Annotated in this window: 13 protein-coding genes and 1 pseudogene; 12 read left to right on the forward strand and 2 right to left on the reverse strand. The window is 38.4% G+C overall.

What is annotated here, in order from left to right; all coding sequences use genetic code 11:
• The 9 genes and pseudogenes from A5868_RS06300 to A5868_RS06340 form a co-directional block, all read left to right on the forward strand.
• The coding region (locus A5868_RS06300; protein WP_176374147.1) for a DNA-processing protein DprA at positions 1 to 304 on the forward strand (304 nt) is incomplete at its 5' end.
• 101 nt (positions 305 to 405) lie between these two features.
• The gene (gene topA / locus A5868_RS06305; protein ID WP_086304298.1) at positions 406 to 2,484 is read left to right on the forward strand and encodes a type I DNA topoisomerase; all 2,079 of its coding nucleotides are present in this window, start codon (positions 406 to 408) and stop codon (positions 2,482 to 2,484) included.
• Between the two features lie 19 nt (positions 2,485 to 2,503).
• On the forward strand, positions 2,504 to 3,802 hold the full coding sequence (gene trmFO, locus A5868_RS06310) for an FADH(2)-oxidizing methylenetetrahydrofolate--tRNA-(uracil(54)-C(5))-methyltransferase TrmFO (protein ID WP_086304296.1): 1,299 nt from the start codon (positions 2,504 to 2,506) through the stop codon (positions 3,800 to 3,802).
• Between the two features lie 218 nt (positions 3,803 to 4,020).
• Positions 4,021 to 4,428, forward strand: a pseudogene (locus A5868_RS06315) (site-specific integrase); the annotation flags it as partial.
• 196 nt (positions 4,429 to 4,624) lie between these two features.
• Entirely contained in the window at positions 4,625 to 5,506 is an 882-nt protein-coding gene (gene xerC, locus A5868_RS06320; protein WP_071875846.1) for a tyrosine recombinase XerC, read from the forward strand.
• Between the two features lie 29 nt (positions 5,507 to 5,535).
• Positions 5,536 to 6,081 (forward strand): ATP-dependent protease subunit HslV, encoded by a 546-nt coding sequence (gene hslV, locus A5868_RS06325; protein WP_010780935.1) that lies wholly within the window; start codon positions 5,536 to 5,538, stop codon positions 6,079 to 6,081.
• Positions 6,082 to 6,149: 68 nt separating this feature from the next.
• Entirely contained in the window at positions 6,150 to 7,541 is a 1,392-nt protein-coding gene (gene hslU, locus A5868_RS06330; RefSeq protein WP_010780934.1) for an ATP-dependent protease ATPase subunit HslU, read from the forward strand.
• 15 nt (positions 7,542 to 7,556) lie between these two features.
• Positions 7,557 to 8,345, forward strand: coding sequence for a GTP-sensing pleiotropic transcriptional regulator CodY (codY, locus tag A5868_RS06335; RefSeq protein WP_010780933.1), 789 nt, complete (start codon positions 7,557 to 7,559; stop codon positions 8,343 to 8,345).
• A 77-nt stretch (positions 8,346 to 8,422) separates the two neighbouring features.
• The gene (locus tag A5868_RS06340) at positions 8,423 to 9,292 is read left to right on the forward strand and encodes an aldose 1-epimerase family protein (protein ID WP_010780932.1); all 870 of its coding nucleotides are present in this window, start codon (positions 8,423 to 8,425) and stop codon (positions 9,290 to 9,292) included.
• Between the two features lie 104 nt (positions 9,293 to 9,396).
• On the opposite strand, the gene A5868_RS06345 is transcribed toward A5868_RS06340, so the two are convergent.
• Together A5868_RS06345 and plsY are read right to left on the reverse strand one after the other, a co-directional pair.
• On the reverse strand, positions 9,397 to 10,011 hold the full coding sequence (locus tag A5868_RS06345; protein ID WP_086304294.1) for an NUDIX hydrolase N-terminal domain-containing protein: 615 nt from the start codon (positions 10,009 to 10,011) through the stop codon (positions 9,397 to 9,399).
• Positions 10,012 to 10,641, reverse strand: a complete 630-nt coding sequence (gene plsY, locus A5868_RS06350; protein WP_086304292.1) for a glycerol-3-phosphate 1-O-acyltransferase PlsY — start codon at positions 10,639 to 10,641, stop codon at positions 10,012 to 10,014.
• A gap of 126 nt (positions 10,642 to 10,767) precedes the next feature.
• Here plsY and A5868_RS06355 point away from each other — a divergent pair, with 126 nt between their 5' ends.
• The 3 genes from A5868_RS06355 to A5868_RS06365 form a co-directional block, all read left to right on the forward strand.
• Positions 10,768 to 11,190 (forward strand): CoA-binding protein, encoded by a 423-nt coding sequence (locus tag A5868_RS06355; RefSeq protein ID WP_086304290.1) that lies wholly within the window; start codon positions 10,768 to 10,770, stop codon positions 11,188 to 11,190.
• A gap of 242 nt (positions 11,191 to 11,432) precedes the next feature.
• Positions 11,433 to 13,460 carry a DNA topoisomerase IV subunit B gene (gene parE / locus A5868_RS06360; RefSeq protein ID WP_086304470.1) on the forward strand — a complete coding sequence of 676 codons (2,028 nt, stop codon included), beginning with the start codon at positions 11,433 to 11,435 and terminating at the stop codon, positions 13,458 to 13,460.
• 14 nt (positions 13,461 to 13,474) lie between these two features.
• Positions 13,475 to 14,760, forward strand: a 1,286-nt coding sequence (locus tag A5868_RS06365; RefSeq protein WP_140404342.1) for a DNA gyrase/topoisomerase IV subunit A, incomplete at its 3' end; no start/stop codon positions are given.

Raw genomic sequence — 14,760 nt, forward strand, 5'->3', positions numbered from 1 at the left:
GCATTTAGTATTAAGTGAATACCCCAATGGCACCTCGCCAGCTAAATTTCATTTCCCCATGCGTAATCGAATCATTGCCGGATTAAGTAGTGGTGTATTGGTGGTTGAAGCAAAGAAACGGAGCGGTTCACTGATCACAGCGCAACAGGCTCTGGACTATGGCAAAGATGTTTTTGTTGTTCCAGGATCCATTTTGGACGGTCGTTCTAGTGGGTGTCATCAATTGATTCAAGATGGTGCAATCTGCGTTGAAAAGGCCCAAGATATTTTTGATTCCTATGATTTGTGGAAGAAAATTCGTTAGACTTGACTTGACAAACAAAAAATGAATAGCGTATTATAGGCTACGATTTGTCAGTACTTACCGATATATAATAGTAGAAAAAATTGAGGAGGCAAAAACATTTGGCCTATAAATACCTAGTTATCGTTGAATCACCGGCGAAAGCCAAGACCATTGAGAAATATTTAGGAAGAAACTACAAAGTGGTGGCAAGCGTCGGTCATGTTCGCGACTTACCTAAAAGCAAAATGGGGATTGATGTTGAGAACAATTATGAACCCCATTACATTTCCATCCGCGGCAAAGGTGATGTCATTAAAGGATTGAAGCAAGCGGCAAAAAAAGCAGAAAAAGTTTATCTAGCGAGTGACCCGGATAGAGAAGGAGAAGCTATCGCTTGGCATCTTGCCTATTTATTGGGGTTAGACCTAAAAGACAAAAATCGGGTAGTTTTTAATGAAATTACAAAAGATGCTGTTAAAGCCGCATTTAAAGAGCCTCGATCAATCGATGTTTCTTTGGTGGATGCTCAACAAGCGCGTCGTGCTCTGGATCGCCTCGTTGGCTACTCTATTTCGCCGATCCTTTGGAAGAAAATAAAAAAAGGGTTGAGCGCTGGTCGTGTTCAGTCCATTGCATTAAAAATCATCATTGATCGTGAACAAGAAATTCGAAAATTCATTCCTGAAGAGTATTGGAGTATTGATGGAAACTTCAAAAAGAAAACGAAGAAATTCAAAGCCAATTTTTGGGGAATTGATGGGAAAAAGAAAAAATTATCTGATGCAGAAGCTGTAAAAGAGATTACCTCGAAAATCAATGGTAAAGATTATGAAGTTACCAAGGTTGAGAAAAAGGAACGCAAACGTAATCCAGCGCTGCCATTTACAACAAGTAATATGCAACAGGAGTCTGCTCGTAAGCTCAATTTCCGAACGCGAAAAACTATGATGGTTGCACAGCAGCTGTATGAAGGAATAGCATTAGGGAAGCAAGGAACGGTAGGTTTGATTACTTATATGCGTACCGATTCGACTCGTATTTCCGACACTGCTAAAACTGAGGCGGCTGAATTCATCGAGAAAAAATATGGTAAAGAATATTCACAGCATCATGCACGTAAGGTAAAAAATCCTCAAGGAGCACAAGACGCTCACGAGGCAATCCGCCCTACGAGTGTGCATCGTACACCCGATGAGATGAAACAGTATTTAGATAAGGATCAATTAAAATTATATACATTAATTTGGTCACGTTTTGTTGCCAGTCAAATGACAGCAGCGATTTTAGATACAATGAAAGTAACGTTAGAACAAAATGGTGTAATTTTTATAGCGAATGGTTCAAAAATTAAGTTTAAAGGGTTTATGCAAGTTTATATTGAAGGTCGCGATGATGGAAAAGAAGACAAAGAGAACATCTTACCTGAACTTGAAAAAGGCGACATCGTTCAATCTGTCAATATTGAACCGAAACAACACTTTACTCAACCACCCGCACGCTTTAGTGAAGCAACACTGATTAAGACGTTAGAAGAAAACGGTGTTGGTCGCCCTTCAACTTATGCGCCAACATTAGACACGATTCAACGCCGCTATTATGTAAAATTGACGCAACGTCGTTTTGAGCCAACAGAACTTGGTGAAATCGTCAATACATTGATTGTCGACTTCTTCCCGCAAATCATCGATGTCAATTTTACGGCAGAAATGGAAAATGATTTAGATAAAATTGAAGAAGGCAAAGAAGAATGGACCAAGGTCGTTGATCGTTTTTATAAACCTTTTGCGGTCGAATTAGAAAAAGCCGAGGAAGGGATTGAAAAAATCCAGATCAAAGACGAACCTGCTGGGTTTGATTGCGACATTTGTGGACATCCTATGGTAATTAAGCTTGGTCGTTATGGAAAATTTTATGCATGTAGCAATTTCCCGGATTGTCGAAACACGAAGCCGATAATTAAGGAAATCGGTGTAGAATGTCCAGTTTGTCATAAAGGACAAGTTGTCGAACGTAAGTCAAAGAAAAATCGTTTGTTTTACGGATGCTCACGGTATCCTGATTGTGATTTTACTTCATGGGATAAACCAATCGGCCGTAATTGTCCAAAATGTGATGGCTATTTAGTAGAGAAAAAAGTTAAAGGCGGTAAACAAGTCGTTTGTATCAATGGCGATTATGAAGAAACCGTACAAAAATAACCTTACAAGTGAGGAATAAATGGTAAAAACAGTGAATGTAATAGGAGCAGGCCTTGCTGGAAGCGAAGCTGCATGGCAATTAGCAGAAGCGGGTGTTCCTGTAAATTTATATGAGATGCGACCGGTGAAATCTACACCGGCACATCACACTGCGGATTTTGCAGAACTTGTCTGCAGCAATTCATTGCGTGGCAATGGATTAACGAATGCAGTGGGTGTTTTGAAGGAAGAAATGCGACGTCTAAACTCTATTGTTGTCACCTCTGCTGACGAAACGGCAGTACCCGCTGGTGGTGCGCTTGCGGTGGATCGAAATAACTTTTCTGCTCTTATCACAAAGAAGGTCAAAGAGCATCCATTGGTGACTGTTGTACTTGAGGAAATAAAAAAAATTCCTGAAGGAATCACAGTTATTGCTACCGGACCATTAACATCAGAAAGTTTAGCAGAAGAAATCGCTGACTATAATGGTTCACATGGCTTTTATTTTTATGATGCAGCGGCCCCGATTATAGACAGTTCTACAATAGACCGTGAAAAAGTTTATTTGAAGTCTCGCTATGACAAGGGAGAGGCAGCGTACCTTAACTGCCCAATGACAGAAGAAGAATTTACGCGTTTTTATCACGCGTTGATCGAAGCGGAAGTTGCTCCACAAAAAGAATTTGAGAAAGAGAAATTTTTCGAAGGGTGTATGCCTATAGAAGTTCTTGCTAAGCGTGGAATAAAGACGATGCTGTTCGGACCAATGAAACCTGTAGGCTTAGAGGACCCAAAAACGGGCAAACGCCCTTATGCGGTAATTCAATTGCGACAGGATAACGCAGCGGCCTCCATGTACAATATCGTCGGTTTTCAAACGCATTTAAAATGGGGCGAACAAAAACGTGTATTTCGAATGATTCCCGGTTTAGAAAATGCTGAGTTCCTGCGTTATGGTGTAATGCATCGAAATAGTTTTATGAATTCTCCAGAACTATTAAAGCCCACTTATCAAAGCAAGAAGCGTAACGATTTATTTTTTGCCGGTCAGATGACAGGAGTAGAAGGGTATGTTGAAAGCGCAGGAAGTGGTCTTGTTGCAGGTCTTAATGCCGGAAGATTAGCTAAGGGAGAAGAGTTGCTTGAGTTTCCACGGGAAACTGCAATAGGTTCAATGGCTTATTATATTACCCACACTGAAGGCAAGCATTTTCAGCCTATGAATGCTAATTTTGGTTTGTTTCCCGCTTTACCAGAACGCATTCGTGACAAAAAATTGCGTTATGAAACATTAGCAGAACGGGCATTAAATGCTTTATCAGCTATGACTATCTAATAGAAATCTCGTTGCTTCTTGCAATGGGATTTTTTATTTTAAAAAAATATGGCGTATCCATGTCTATATTGAAAGTAATTGTGAAGTATCTGCAAATAATTGTTAGTATATTCGTGAAAAATCAATAAATTCTGACAATTCAATTGTAATTAAAAAGCTCTTATGCTACATTTGTGATATGTTTGTGAGGTGGAAAAAGTTTGGAAAATGAAGCCGCAATGCAAGAATTTATGACCTATTTAATAACGGAGCGAGGATATTCAGAAAAGACGAAAGAAGCGTATCAACGAGATCTAGATGATTTTTCTCATTTTCTAGAAAACTCTGGAGAAGCCTCTTTAATAGCAGTAGACCATTTGGATGTACGTGTTTATCTAGCCTTCTTAAATGATCAAAAATATAGTCGTAATACGATTAGTCGAAAAATTGCCAGTTTGCGATCTTTTTATCACTATTTATTGAAACACGAAAAAATCAAAGAGAATCCTTTTTCTTATGTACACCTTAAAAAAAAGCAAGCACGACTTCCACGTTTTTTTTACGAGAAGGAAATTGAGCTTTTGTTCGATAGCGTCAACGGGACAAAACCATTGGATCAACGAAATCGCGCACTATTAGAAGCTGTCTCTTATACACATCTAGATGTGTATAAGAGACAGATCCATGTCTATATTGAAAGTAATTGTGAAGTATCTGCAAATAATTGTTAGTATATTCGTGAAAAATCAATAAATTCTGACAATTCAATTGTAATTAAAAAGCTCTTATGCTACATTTGTGATATGTTTGTGAGGTGGAAAAAGTTTGGAAAATGAAGCCGCAATGCAAGAATTTATGACCTATTTAATAACGGAGCGAGGATATTCAGAAAAGACGAAAGAAGCGTATCAACGAGATCTAGATGATTTTTCTCATTTTCTAGAAAACTCTGGAGAAGCCTCTTTAATAGCAGTAGACCATTTGGATGTACGTGTTTATCTAGCCTTCTTAAATGATCAAAAATATAGTCGTAATACGATTAGTCGAAAAATTGCCAGTTTGCGATCTTTTTATCACTATTTATTGAAACACGAAAAAATCAAAGAGAATCCTTTTTCTTATGTACACCTTAAAAAAAAGCAAGCACGACTTCCACGTTTTTTTTACGAGAAGGAAATTGAGCTTTTGTTCGATAGCGTCAACGGGACAAAACCATTGGATCAACGAAATCGCGCACTATTAGAAGTGCTTTACGGATCTGGGCTTCGAGTAAGTGAATGTGCAAACCTGACACTGTCAGTTATTGATCTAGATAATAGTGTGATGCTCATTCATGGTAAGGGGAACAAGGATCGCTATGTGCCGATAGGTTCCTATGCTGCGGATGCGATCCAAGAATTTATTCAAGACGGACGGAAAAAGTTAATGGATCATTTTGGCAAGGAGCATGATTACCTTTTTATTAATCATCGAGGAGAGCAAATTACCTCCACCGGAATCGAATATGTTCTTAATCAGCTTATTAAGAAAAGCAGCTTAACTAGCGACATTCATCCGCATATGCTCCGGCACACATTTGCCACACATTTACTTAATAATGGAGCAGATTTACGAACGGTTCAGGAGCTTTTAGGGCATGCTAATTTATCGACAACACAAATTTATACACACGTAACAAAAGAAAGTTTACAAAAAAGTTATCGCTCTTTTCACCCAAGAGCTTAAATTCAATGCAAAACGAAGGAGAGAACAAGATGTCTGAATCACAATTTCATTCAACAACGATCTGCGCGATCGAAAAAGATGGAAAGTTAGCAATGGCAGGTGACGGTCAAGTCACTATGGGAGAACAAGTAATCATGAAAGGAACAGCTCGAAAAGTTCGTCGTATATACAACGGCAAAGTGGTCGTAGGATTTGCTGGAAGTGTAGCCGATGCATTTACTCTGGAAGAAAAATTTGAGGGGAAATTAAACGAGTACAATGGAAATTTGCAACGTGCAGCAGTTGAATTAGCGCAAGAATGGCGTACACAACAAGCTATGAAAAATTTAGAAGCATTATTGATCGTTATGAACGATGAAGAAATGCTCTTAGTATCAGGAAACGGAGAGGTCATTGCACCAGATGATGGTATTTTGGCTATTGGATCAGGTGGAAACTATGCATTGGCAGCTTCTCGTGCCATGAAGAAGCACAACTCTGAAATGAGTGCTAAGGAAATCGCTGAAAGTGCATTGAATATTGCAGCTGATATTTGTGTGTTTACAAATCACAACATTATCGTAGAGGAAATGTAATGTATTAAGATGGTCCATTAAATTTTTAAACATTTATCCTCTAATAATCTGAATAAGGAGAATCCAAGATGACTGAAGTAAATAAAACACCAAAAGAAATTGTGAGTGATTTAGATCAATATATAATCGGACAAAATGAAGCAAAGCGCTCTGTAGCGATTGCTTTACGGAATCGGTACCGTCGCATGCAATTGGAAGAATCCATGCAACAAGAAGTGACGCCAAAAAATATTTTAATGATTGGACCAACTGGTGTTGGTAAAACGGAAATTGCTCGACGTTTAGCTCGGATTGTCAAAGCACCATTCGTGAAAGTTGAGGCTACGAAATTTACAGAAGTTGGTTATGTAGGTCGAGATGTAGAATCAATGGTTCGTGATTTAGTCGAAAATGCAATTACGATTGTTGAAAAAGATCAATATTCAAAAGTCTATTCGCAAGCTTTGAAGCGAGCAAATAAGCGCTTAGTGAAAATCTTGGTTCCAGGAATCAAAAAGGAACAAAAGCAAAGCAGCAATCCTTACGAACAGATGATGAATATCTTTAATCAAGCACAGACCGAACCCAAAGAAGAGGTCACAGAAGATATTAAAGTTAATCGTCAAACTGTACAAGATCAATTAGAGAAAGGCTTACTAGATCAACGTGAAGTGACGATCGAAGTAACAGAACCCAAAAAATCAATGCCAATGAACAACGGATTAGAACAAATGGGGATTGATTTATCGGATACTCTTGGTGCTTTGACCCCTGAGAAAAAAGTTCAACGCACTGTAACGGTGAAAGAAGCGCAAGAACTATTAATAAAAGAGGAACAAGCACAATTAGTCAATGAGGGGGATATTTACACGGCAGCTATTAAATTAGCCGAGAGTTCAGGTATAATTTTCATTGACGAAATCGATAAAATCACTTCTAAGTCACAGCAAAATTCGGGTGAGGTTTCTCGTGAGGGTGTGCAGAGAGACATTCTGCCTATCGTTGAAGGCTCTCAAGTAAATACGAAATATGGTGCGATTCAAACAGACCATATTCTATTCATTGCAAGCGGTGCATTTAGTCTATCGAAACCGAGTGATTTGATTCCCGAATTGCAAGGACGGTTCCCAATTCGCGTTGAATTAAGTGATCTATCGGCAGAAGATTTTGTTCAAATTTTGACTGAGCCGAATAACGCATTGATCAAACAATATATTGCTTTAGTTGGCACTGAGAATGTTGAGATTGTTTTCACACAGGAAGCAATTGAACGCATCGCACAAATCGCTTTTGATGTTAATCGTGAGACGGACAACATCGGTGCGCGACGATTACACACAATTTTGGAAAAATTATTAGAAGATCTTTTATTTGAAGCTCCAGATATGCAAATGGGAGAAATTAAGATTACCGAAGCTTATGTAGATGAAAAATTAGCTTCGATTGCGCAAAATAAAGATTTAAGTCGTTTCATTCTTTAAAAATGGAGGGGAAAAATGGAAACTTTATTAGAAAAAACACGTCAAATTAATAAGCTGATGCAGCAGAAAAATGCTTTTGAGCCAGCTGCGGAATTGCCTTATAATAATATGGCGCGCATTTTAGGGGATATTTTAGGCTCTTTGACGTATGTTATTGGGGCGGAAGGAGAGTTGTTGGGATTAAATGAGAAAATCGATATAAATACGGATCGTGTTCGTTCTTTTCTTGTAGATCGCCAATTTCCTGACAGTTATGTGGCTGAAATGAAGGAAGTTATAAAAACTGAAGCAAACATTCCCGTTGCGGATGAACTGACTGCTTTCCCAACGGAACGAGCAGAACTGTATCCAAATGGTTTGACGACGGTCATTCCAATTTTTGGGTCTGGTGAACGTCTCGGGACAATTGTATTGGCTCGTAAAGAAGGAGCCTTTGACGACGATGATCTCGTTTTAGCAGAATACGGTGCTACAGTAATCGGAATGGAAGTTTTATATCAACAGTTTTTGAATGTTGAAGAAAAAATCCGCAGCCAAACCGCTGTTCAAATGGCGATAAGCACCCTCTCATATAGTGAATTAAAGGCTGTAAAAGCAATTTTTGATGCATTAGAAGGCGATGAAGGTCGTTTAACTGCATCAAATATAGCTGATAAGATCGGAATTACTCGTTCAGTGATTGTGAATGCTCTAAGAAAATTAGAATCAGCAGGAATCATTGAATCACGGTCTTTAGGAATGAAAGGGACCTATCTAAAAGTCTTAAATCCATTATTTAAAGACGAGTTGGTAAAACATAAATAAGGAAGAATAAGGGGAATCCGAGCTTGTTCTAAGACTAAATAAATGAAAATTTGATTGTAAGAGTAGGAGTGGATACCATGTCAGTGACAATCAGTAATGATTTCTTGGAAGCAACAATAGACGAGAGAGGTGCCGAATTAACAAGTTTGCGCGCTAACGATATTGAATATATTTGGCAAGCAGATCCTAAATATTGGGGACGGCATGCGCCGTTTCTATTTCCTTTTGTCGGTCGATTGAAGAATGATGAGTATACGTATAAAGAAAAAACATATCCAATGGGACAACACGGTTTTGCTCGTGACAAAGATTTTAAAGTTGTTGAACATGCACAGGACAAAGCAATCTTCTTGCTTGAAAGTGATGAAGACACGAGAAAAATATACCCATTTGATTTTTCTTTGAGGATTAGCTATGAGGTTTGGGGTGAAGGAATTCGCATCCGATTTAATGTCGAAAATACTGGGACAGAAGAAATGATTTTTGCATTAGGGGGACATCCAGCGTTCAATATTCCTTTGACGGAGGATTTAAGTTTTGATGATTACTTTATTGCTTTTTCTCCTCAAAAATCACGGGTAAAAATCCCTCTTGAAGGACCATTTACCAATTTGGATCAAAAAACAATTGGACAAACGAATACAAATATTCAATTGAGTCGTGAACTTTTTAAGGAAGATGCGCTAATCTATGAAACTCGAGGATTGAACGCGTATACTTTGGGCAGTGAAGAATCTTCGCATAGCGTAACAGTAGCGTACAATAATATTCCTTATGTCGGGTTATGGTCACCGTATCCGTCTGACGCACCTTTTGTCTGTATTGAACCTTGGTGGGGATTTGCTGATACCGTTGATAGTACAGGTCGTTTAGAAGATAAAGAAGGAATGAACCGCTTGGTTCCAAATGGGGAATTCAATACAGAATTCTCGATTACAGTTAGTTAAAAATTTTGACGATAAAATAGTAGAAAAGTATAAAAATCGCCTACGAAAATTAGACCAAAAATCTAGTTTTCGTAGGCGATTTTTTTGGATTGCACCTCGTATTATTAATCAAATAAAACATCCCAAGCATCATGATTATGCGCTTCAAAGCACATTTCAATTTGTTTCTTTGTGTTCTTCTCTTCTGCTAATGAAGGGAGCGAAGATAAAGAGAACCAATCAATTTGTGTTGTTTCGATATTTTTGACAAAGTGTCCGCCGATTAAGCGGCACTCTACAAATATTTTACATACACTATAGGCATAGCGAGGAAGATTATGTTTATTCCTATCCTGAACAGCGGTGATTCTTAAAGGTTCAACTGTCAATCCAGTTTCCTCGAATGTTTCCTTCACAGTGTTTTCTTTGATGGATTGATCAATATCTACCCATCCGCCTGGCAAAGACCATAGTCCATTTTTTTCTTGAACAAGTAAAATCTTGTTGTCGGAAAATATGGCGGCTCGGGTGTCTAACTTAGGAGTAGGATACCCAACTTCTTCCGCAAATAATTGCCTTAAATGTGGAATGGGAATAGGTGATTGAACAGACAGCATCTCAGTGGCAATGGTACGAAGTCGTTCAAAGCGCTCTTGATCAAATGGATCTTTTGTATAAGTCAGACCAGCTTGTGCAAGTGCTTGAATCTCAATGGCCCAATCTAATAATTGTTCGTCCATTTATTTCTCCTTTTTATTTAATCCAAAAGAAACACGGTTTTCAGTCCCGGCCTTGATTCGCTGAATATTTTCTTTGTGGCGATAAATAATGTAACAAGTTAACGCAAAACACACGAGCGTCAGTAGCCAATTAAAGGATGGTAAAATCGTAGGCCAAACAAAAGGCACGATAATGGACGAAATAGTTACGAAGATTGCCGAAGTAATACTAGCTGCACTGACCATGCTGGTGATAAAAAGAATGATTAAAAAAAATACTAGCGAATAAAAGAAAAATAGTGGAGCAAAGCCTAGCAGCATACCCGCACTGGTGGCAACGGCCTTTCCTCCCTTGAATCCTGCAAAAATAGGCAACGTGTGCCCAATGACCGCTACTAAACCAAACCACAGCGGATTCACATCTAAATGAAAAATGACTGGCAAACATGTTGCTAAGGTTCCCTTCAATAAGTCCATTGCGAAAACAACAAGTCCTGCTGTTCTGCCTAATACACGAAATGTGTTGGTAGTCCCCGAATTGCCGCTGCCAAAATCACGTATGTCCTTCTTAAAGAAAAATTTTCCGATCCAAATACCAGAGGGGATAGAACCTAAAAGATAGGCTAAGACTAAAAGTATCGCGGTTTTCATATGAATCCTCATTTCTCTGTTTGTAAGGCTATTTTAGCAGATTTCAAAAGAGTGAACAAATTCTAATCACGTGATATACTATTTATCATAGAATGACAAAAAAATAATCTGAGTGAGGGAAAACTAATGACGTTTCAGAATCCTAGTCAAGAAAAAATCTTTCAGTATCTAGATGAAGCGAAAGTAATCGCAGTAGTTGGTTTGAGTGATAAACCTGAAAAAACCAGTTATCAAATCGCAGATGTTTTAAAATCGCATGGGTATAAATTATACGGCATTAATCCTAAATTGGCTGGAAAAATAATTAATGATATTCCAGTTGTAGAGAATTTATCGGCGGTTCCAGAAACAATTGATATTGTAGATGTTTTTAGAAGAAGTGAATTTTTACCAGACGTCGCAAAAGATTTTTTAACAGCGGATGCAAAAGTTTTCTGGGCACAGTTGGGTTTGAGTAGCGATGAGGCGGCAAGAATCCTGCAAGAAAAAGGATTTACGGATATTGTCATGGATCGTTGTATCAAGATTGAATTGAACAAAAAAGCGTGATCAATGAGTTGATTTTCTTAAAAAAAAAGCTTAAAATGCCTTTTCGGAAGCAGGAGAGGCTTTTTTTTTGCGCTTTTTTAGCGTATCATACAAATGATGTACTTTGGATAAGAAAGCTAGTTTAACTTTTTACGCGAGAGTGAGTCGCATAGTTAAATGGCCTATAGTATGGTACGAACAAATTTATTTCTATGTAAATAGATCATTACGTTTAGAAGTTAGGAGCTGTAGGATTGGCTAAGATGAACAATGAATACAATGACGCTTCGATCCAAGTGCTAGAGGGATTAGAAGCGGTTAGAAAACGTCCAGGAATGTATATTGGATCGACTGATAGTCGTGGCTTGCATCATTTAGTTTATGAGATCGTAGACAATGCAGTTGATGAAGCATTATCAGGGTATGGAAATGAAATTGATGTGACACTTCATTCTGATAATAGTATTGAAGTTAGCGACAAAGGACGAGGAATGCCTGTTGGGATGCATGCTTCAGGAATTCCAACTGTTGAGGTAATCTTTACGATTCTTCATGCTGGTGGTAAATTTGGTCAAGGCGGCTATAAAACTTCAGGAGGACTACATGGTGTAGGTGCCAGTGTAGTAAATGCGTTATCTGAATGGTTAAACGTCACGATTGTTCGGGATGGTGTTGAGTACCGCGAAGAATTTAAAGACGGCGGTAAGCCTCAAGGAACCTTAAAAAAAATCGGAAAGACTCGTAAACCGAACGGAACAACTGTACAATTTTTGCCAGATGCTCAAATTTTTTCGACATTAAATTTTTCTTATGAAACGTTATCCGAACGTCTAAGAGAGTCCGCCTTCTTATTACGTGGAGTGAAAATTACATTAACGGACTTACGTGGTGAAGAAAAAGTATCGGAAGTCTTTCATTTTGAAGAAGGTATTAAGGAATTTGTTGAGTATTTAAATGAAGATAAAGATACGTTGACACCTGTCGTCTATTTTTCAGGAGAACGTGAGGGCATCGAAGTTGAGTTTTCTTATCAATACAATGATGGCTATTCAGAAAATCTTCTTTCCTTTGTAAATAATGTACGAACAAAAGATGGCGGTACTCATGAATCAGGTATGAAAACTTCTATGACTAAGGCGTATAACGAATACGCTAGAAAATCTGGGTTATTGAAGGAAAAGGATAAAAACTTGGAAGGAACAGATTTTCGTGAGGGCCTTTCTGCTGTTTTATCTGTTCGTATTCCAGAAAACTTATTACAGTTTGAAGGTCAAACGAAAGAAAAACTGGGAACACCAGCAGCTCGTGGAGCAGTTGATAGCGTGATTGGTGAGCAAATGGGATTTTATCTTCAAGAGAACAGTGAAAATAGTCAAATGTTGGTTCGTAAGGCGATCAAAGCCCGTGAGGCCCGTGAAGCTGCTCGCAAGGCACGTGAGGAAAGTCGAAATGGGAAAAAACGAAAAAAAGGCGAATCGCTGCTTTCTGGTAAGTTAACGCCAGCGCAATCACGAAATGCTGCAAAAAATGAACTCTTCTTAGTCGAAGGAGACTCTGCGGGGGGCTCTGCCAAACAAGGACGAGATCGGAAATTCCAGGCAATTTTACCGTTGCGAGGAAAAGTTATTAATACTGAAAAAGCAAAAATGCAAGATATTCTAAAAAATGAAGAAATTAATACAATGATTTATACGATTGGTGCGGGTGTTGGTCCTGAGTTTTCAATTGAAGACTGCAATTACGATAAAATTATTATTATGACCGATGCGGATACCGATGGTGCACATATTCAAGTATTGCTATTAACATTCTTTTATCGCTACATGAAGCCGTTGATTGAGGCAGGAAAGATTTATATTGCTTTGCCGCCTTTATACAAAGTTTCGAGAGGGACTGGACGAAAGCAAATCATTGAATATGCTTGGACAGATGACGAGTTAAAAGATGTGACAAAACAAGTTGGAAAAGGGTACATGTTGCAACGATATAAAGGTCTTGGGGAGATGAATGCAGAGCAATTATGGGAAACCACTATGGATCCTGAACACCGTACGCTCGTTCGTGTACGAATTGACGATGCTGCCCAAGCGGAACGTCGTGTAACGACCTTAATGGGAGACAAAGTTGAACCGCGTCGTAAATGGATCGAAAATCATGTTCAGTTTACTTTAGAAGAAGATGGAAGTTTATTGGACAATAAAGAAGAAGCGTCTATTGGCGGAGTATCTGAACAACAAGAATCAGAAAAAGAAGCGGACGATGTAAAAGTAATCAGCTTGTTTGATGAGTAGGAGGTGGTCAAAGAATGGATACGAAAAGTTCAATTCAAGAATTAACATTGGAAGAAGTAATGGGGGACCGTTTTGGCCGCTATTCAAAATATATTATTCAAGAAAGAGCACTACCTGATATTCGTGATGGTTTGAAGCCTGTACAGCGGCGAATTTTGTTTGCTATGAATAAAGATGGGAACACTTATGATAAAGGGTTCCGAAAATCAGCTAAATCTGTCGGTAATATTATGGGGAATTACCATCCGCATGGGGATAGTTCCATATACGATGCAATGGTTCGGATGAGCCAAGATTGGAAGCTTCGTCAAGTTTTAATTGAAATGCACGGAAATAATGGTTCAATGGACGGAGATCCGCCGGCGGCTATGCGTTATACAGAAGCGAGATTATCACAATTAAGCGGCGAGATGCTTAATGACATCGAGAAAGAAACCGTTGATTTTGTCTGGAACTTTGATGATACAGAAAAAGAACCAACCGTTTTACCTGCAGCTTATCCTAACTTATTAGTGAATGGGTCAACCGGTATTTCTGCTGGTTATGCAACTGAGATACCTACACATAATCTGTCTGAAGTAATTGATGGTGCGATTTATTTGATCGATCATCCGAATGTATCTTTAGATAAGATTATGGACTATATTCCTGGGCCAGATTTCCCTACAGGTGGAATTTTACAAGGGAAGGCTGAAATAAAAAGAGCCTATGAAACAGGTAAAGGAAAAGTTATTTTACGCTCTAAAACGTCTATCGAGCCACTAAAGGGCGGTAAACAGCAAATTGTTATTCATGAAATTCCTTATGAAGTTAACAAAGCAGTTTTGGTTAAAAAAATGGACGAAATTCGATTGAATAAAAAGATCGACGGCATAGCTGAAGTACGTGATGAGTCTGATCGTACCGGATTGCAGGTGGTTGTAGAGTTAAAGAAAGATGCCAATGCAGAAGGTATTTTAAATTATTTATTCAAGAACACGGACTTACAAATTAATTATAATTTCAATATGGTAGCGATTGATAATATGACGCCGCAACAAGTCGGCTTAAAACATATTTTAGAGAGCTATGTTGAGCATCGCAAATCTGTGATCACGAAACGCAGTCAATACGAACTTACGAAGGCTTTAAAACGACAACATATTGTTGAAGGATTGATAAAAGCTTTATCGATTCTTGATGAAGTGATTGCAACCATTCGCGGAAGTAAGGATAAAAAAGATGCGAAAAGCAACTTAGTTGAACGTTTTGATTTCAGTGAAGAACAGGCTGAGGCAATTGTGACGTTGCAACTTTATAG

The organism is Enterococcus sp. 12F9_DIV0723 (genome assembly GCF_002174375.1).
GTDB lineage: Bacteria > Bacillota > Bacilli > Lactobacillales > Enterococcaceae > Enterococcus_A > Enterococcus_A gilvus.

Bases quoted from the DNA above. Each gene is read 5' to 3' on its own strand.
- A5868_RS06345 (WP_086304294.1), bottom strand. From the start codon at position 10,011: ATGGACGAACAATTATTAGATTGGGCCATTGAGATTCAAGCACTTGCA.
- xerC (WP_071875846.1), top strand. From the start codon at position 4,625: ATGCAAGAATTTATGACCTATTTAATAACGGAGCGAGGATATTCAGAA.
- codY (WP_010780933.1), top strand. From the start codon at position 7,557: ATGGAAACTTTATTAGAAAAAACACGTCAAATTAATAAGCTGATGCAG.
- trmFO (WP_086304296.1), top strand. From the start codon at position 2,504: ATGGTAAAAACAGTGAATGTAATAGGAGCAGGCCTTGCTGGAAGCGAA.
- hslV (WP_010780935.1), top strand. From the start codon at position 5,536: ATGTCTGAATCACAATTTCATTCAACAACGATCTGCGCGATCGAAAAA.
- hslU (WP_010780934.1), top strand. From the start codon at position 6,150: ATGACTGAAGTAAATAAAACACCAAAAGAAATTGTGAGTGATTTAGAT.
- parE (WP_086304470.1), top strand. From the start codon at position 11,433: ATGAACAATGAATACAATGACGCTTCGATCCAAGTGCTAGAGGGATTA.
- A5868_RS06355 (WP_086304290.1), top strand. From the start codon at position 10,768: ATGACGTTTCAGAATCCTAGTCAAGAAAAAATCTTTCAGTATCTAGAT.
- plsY (WP_086304292.1), bottom strand. From the start codon at position 10,641: ATGAAAACCGCGATACTTTTAGTCTTAGCCTATCTTTTAGGTTCTATC.
- A5868_RS06340 (WP_010780932.1), top strand. From the start codon at position 8,423: ATGTCAGTGACAATCAGTAATGATTTCTTGGAAGCAACAATAGACGAG.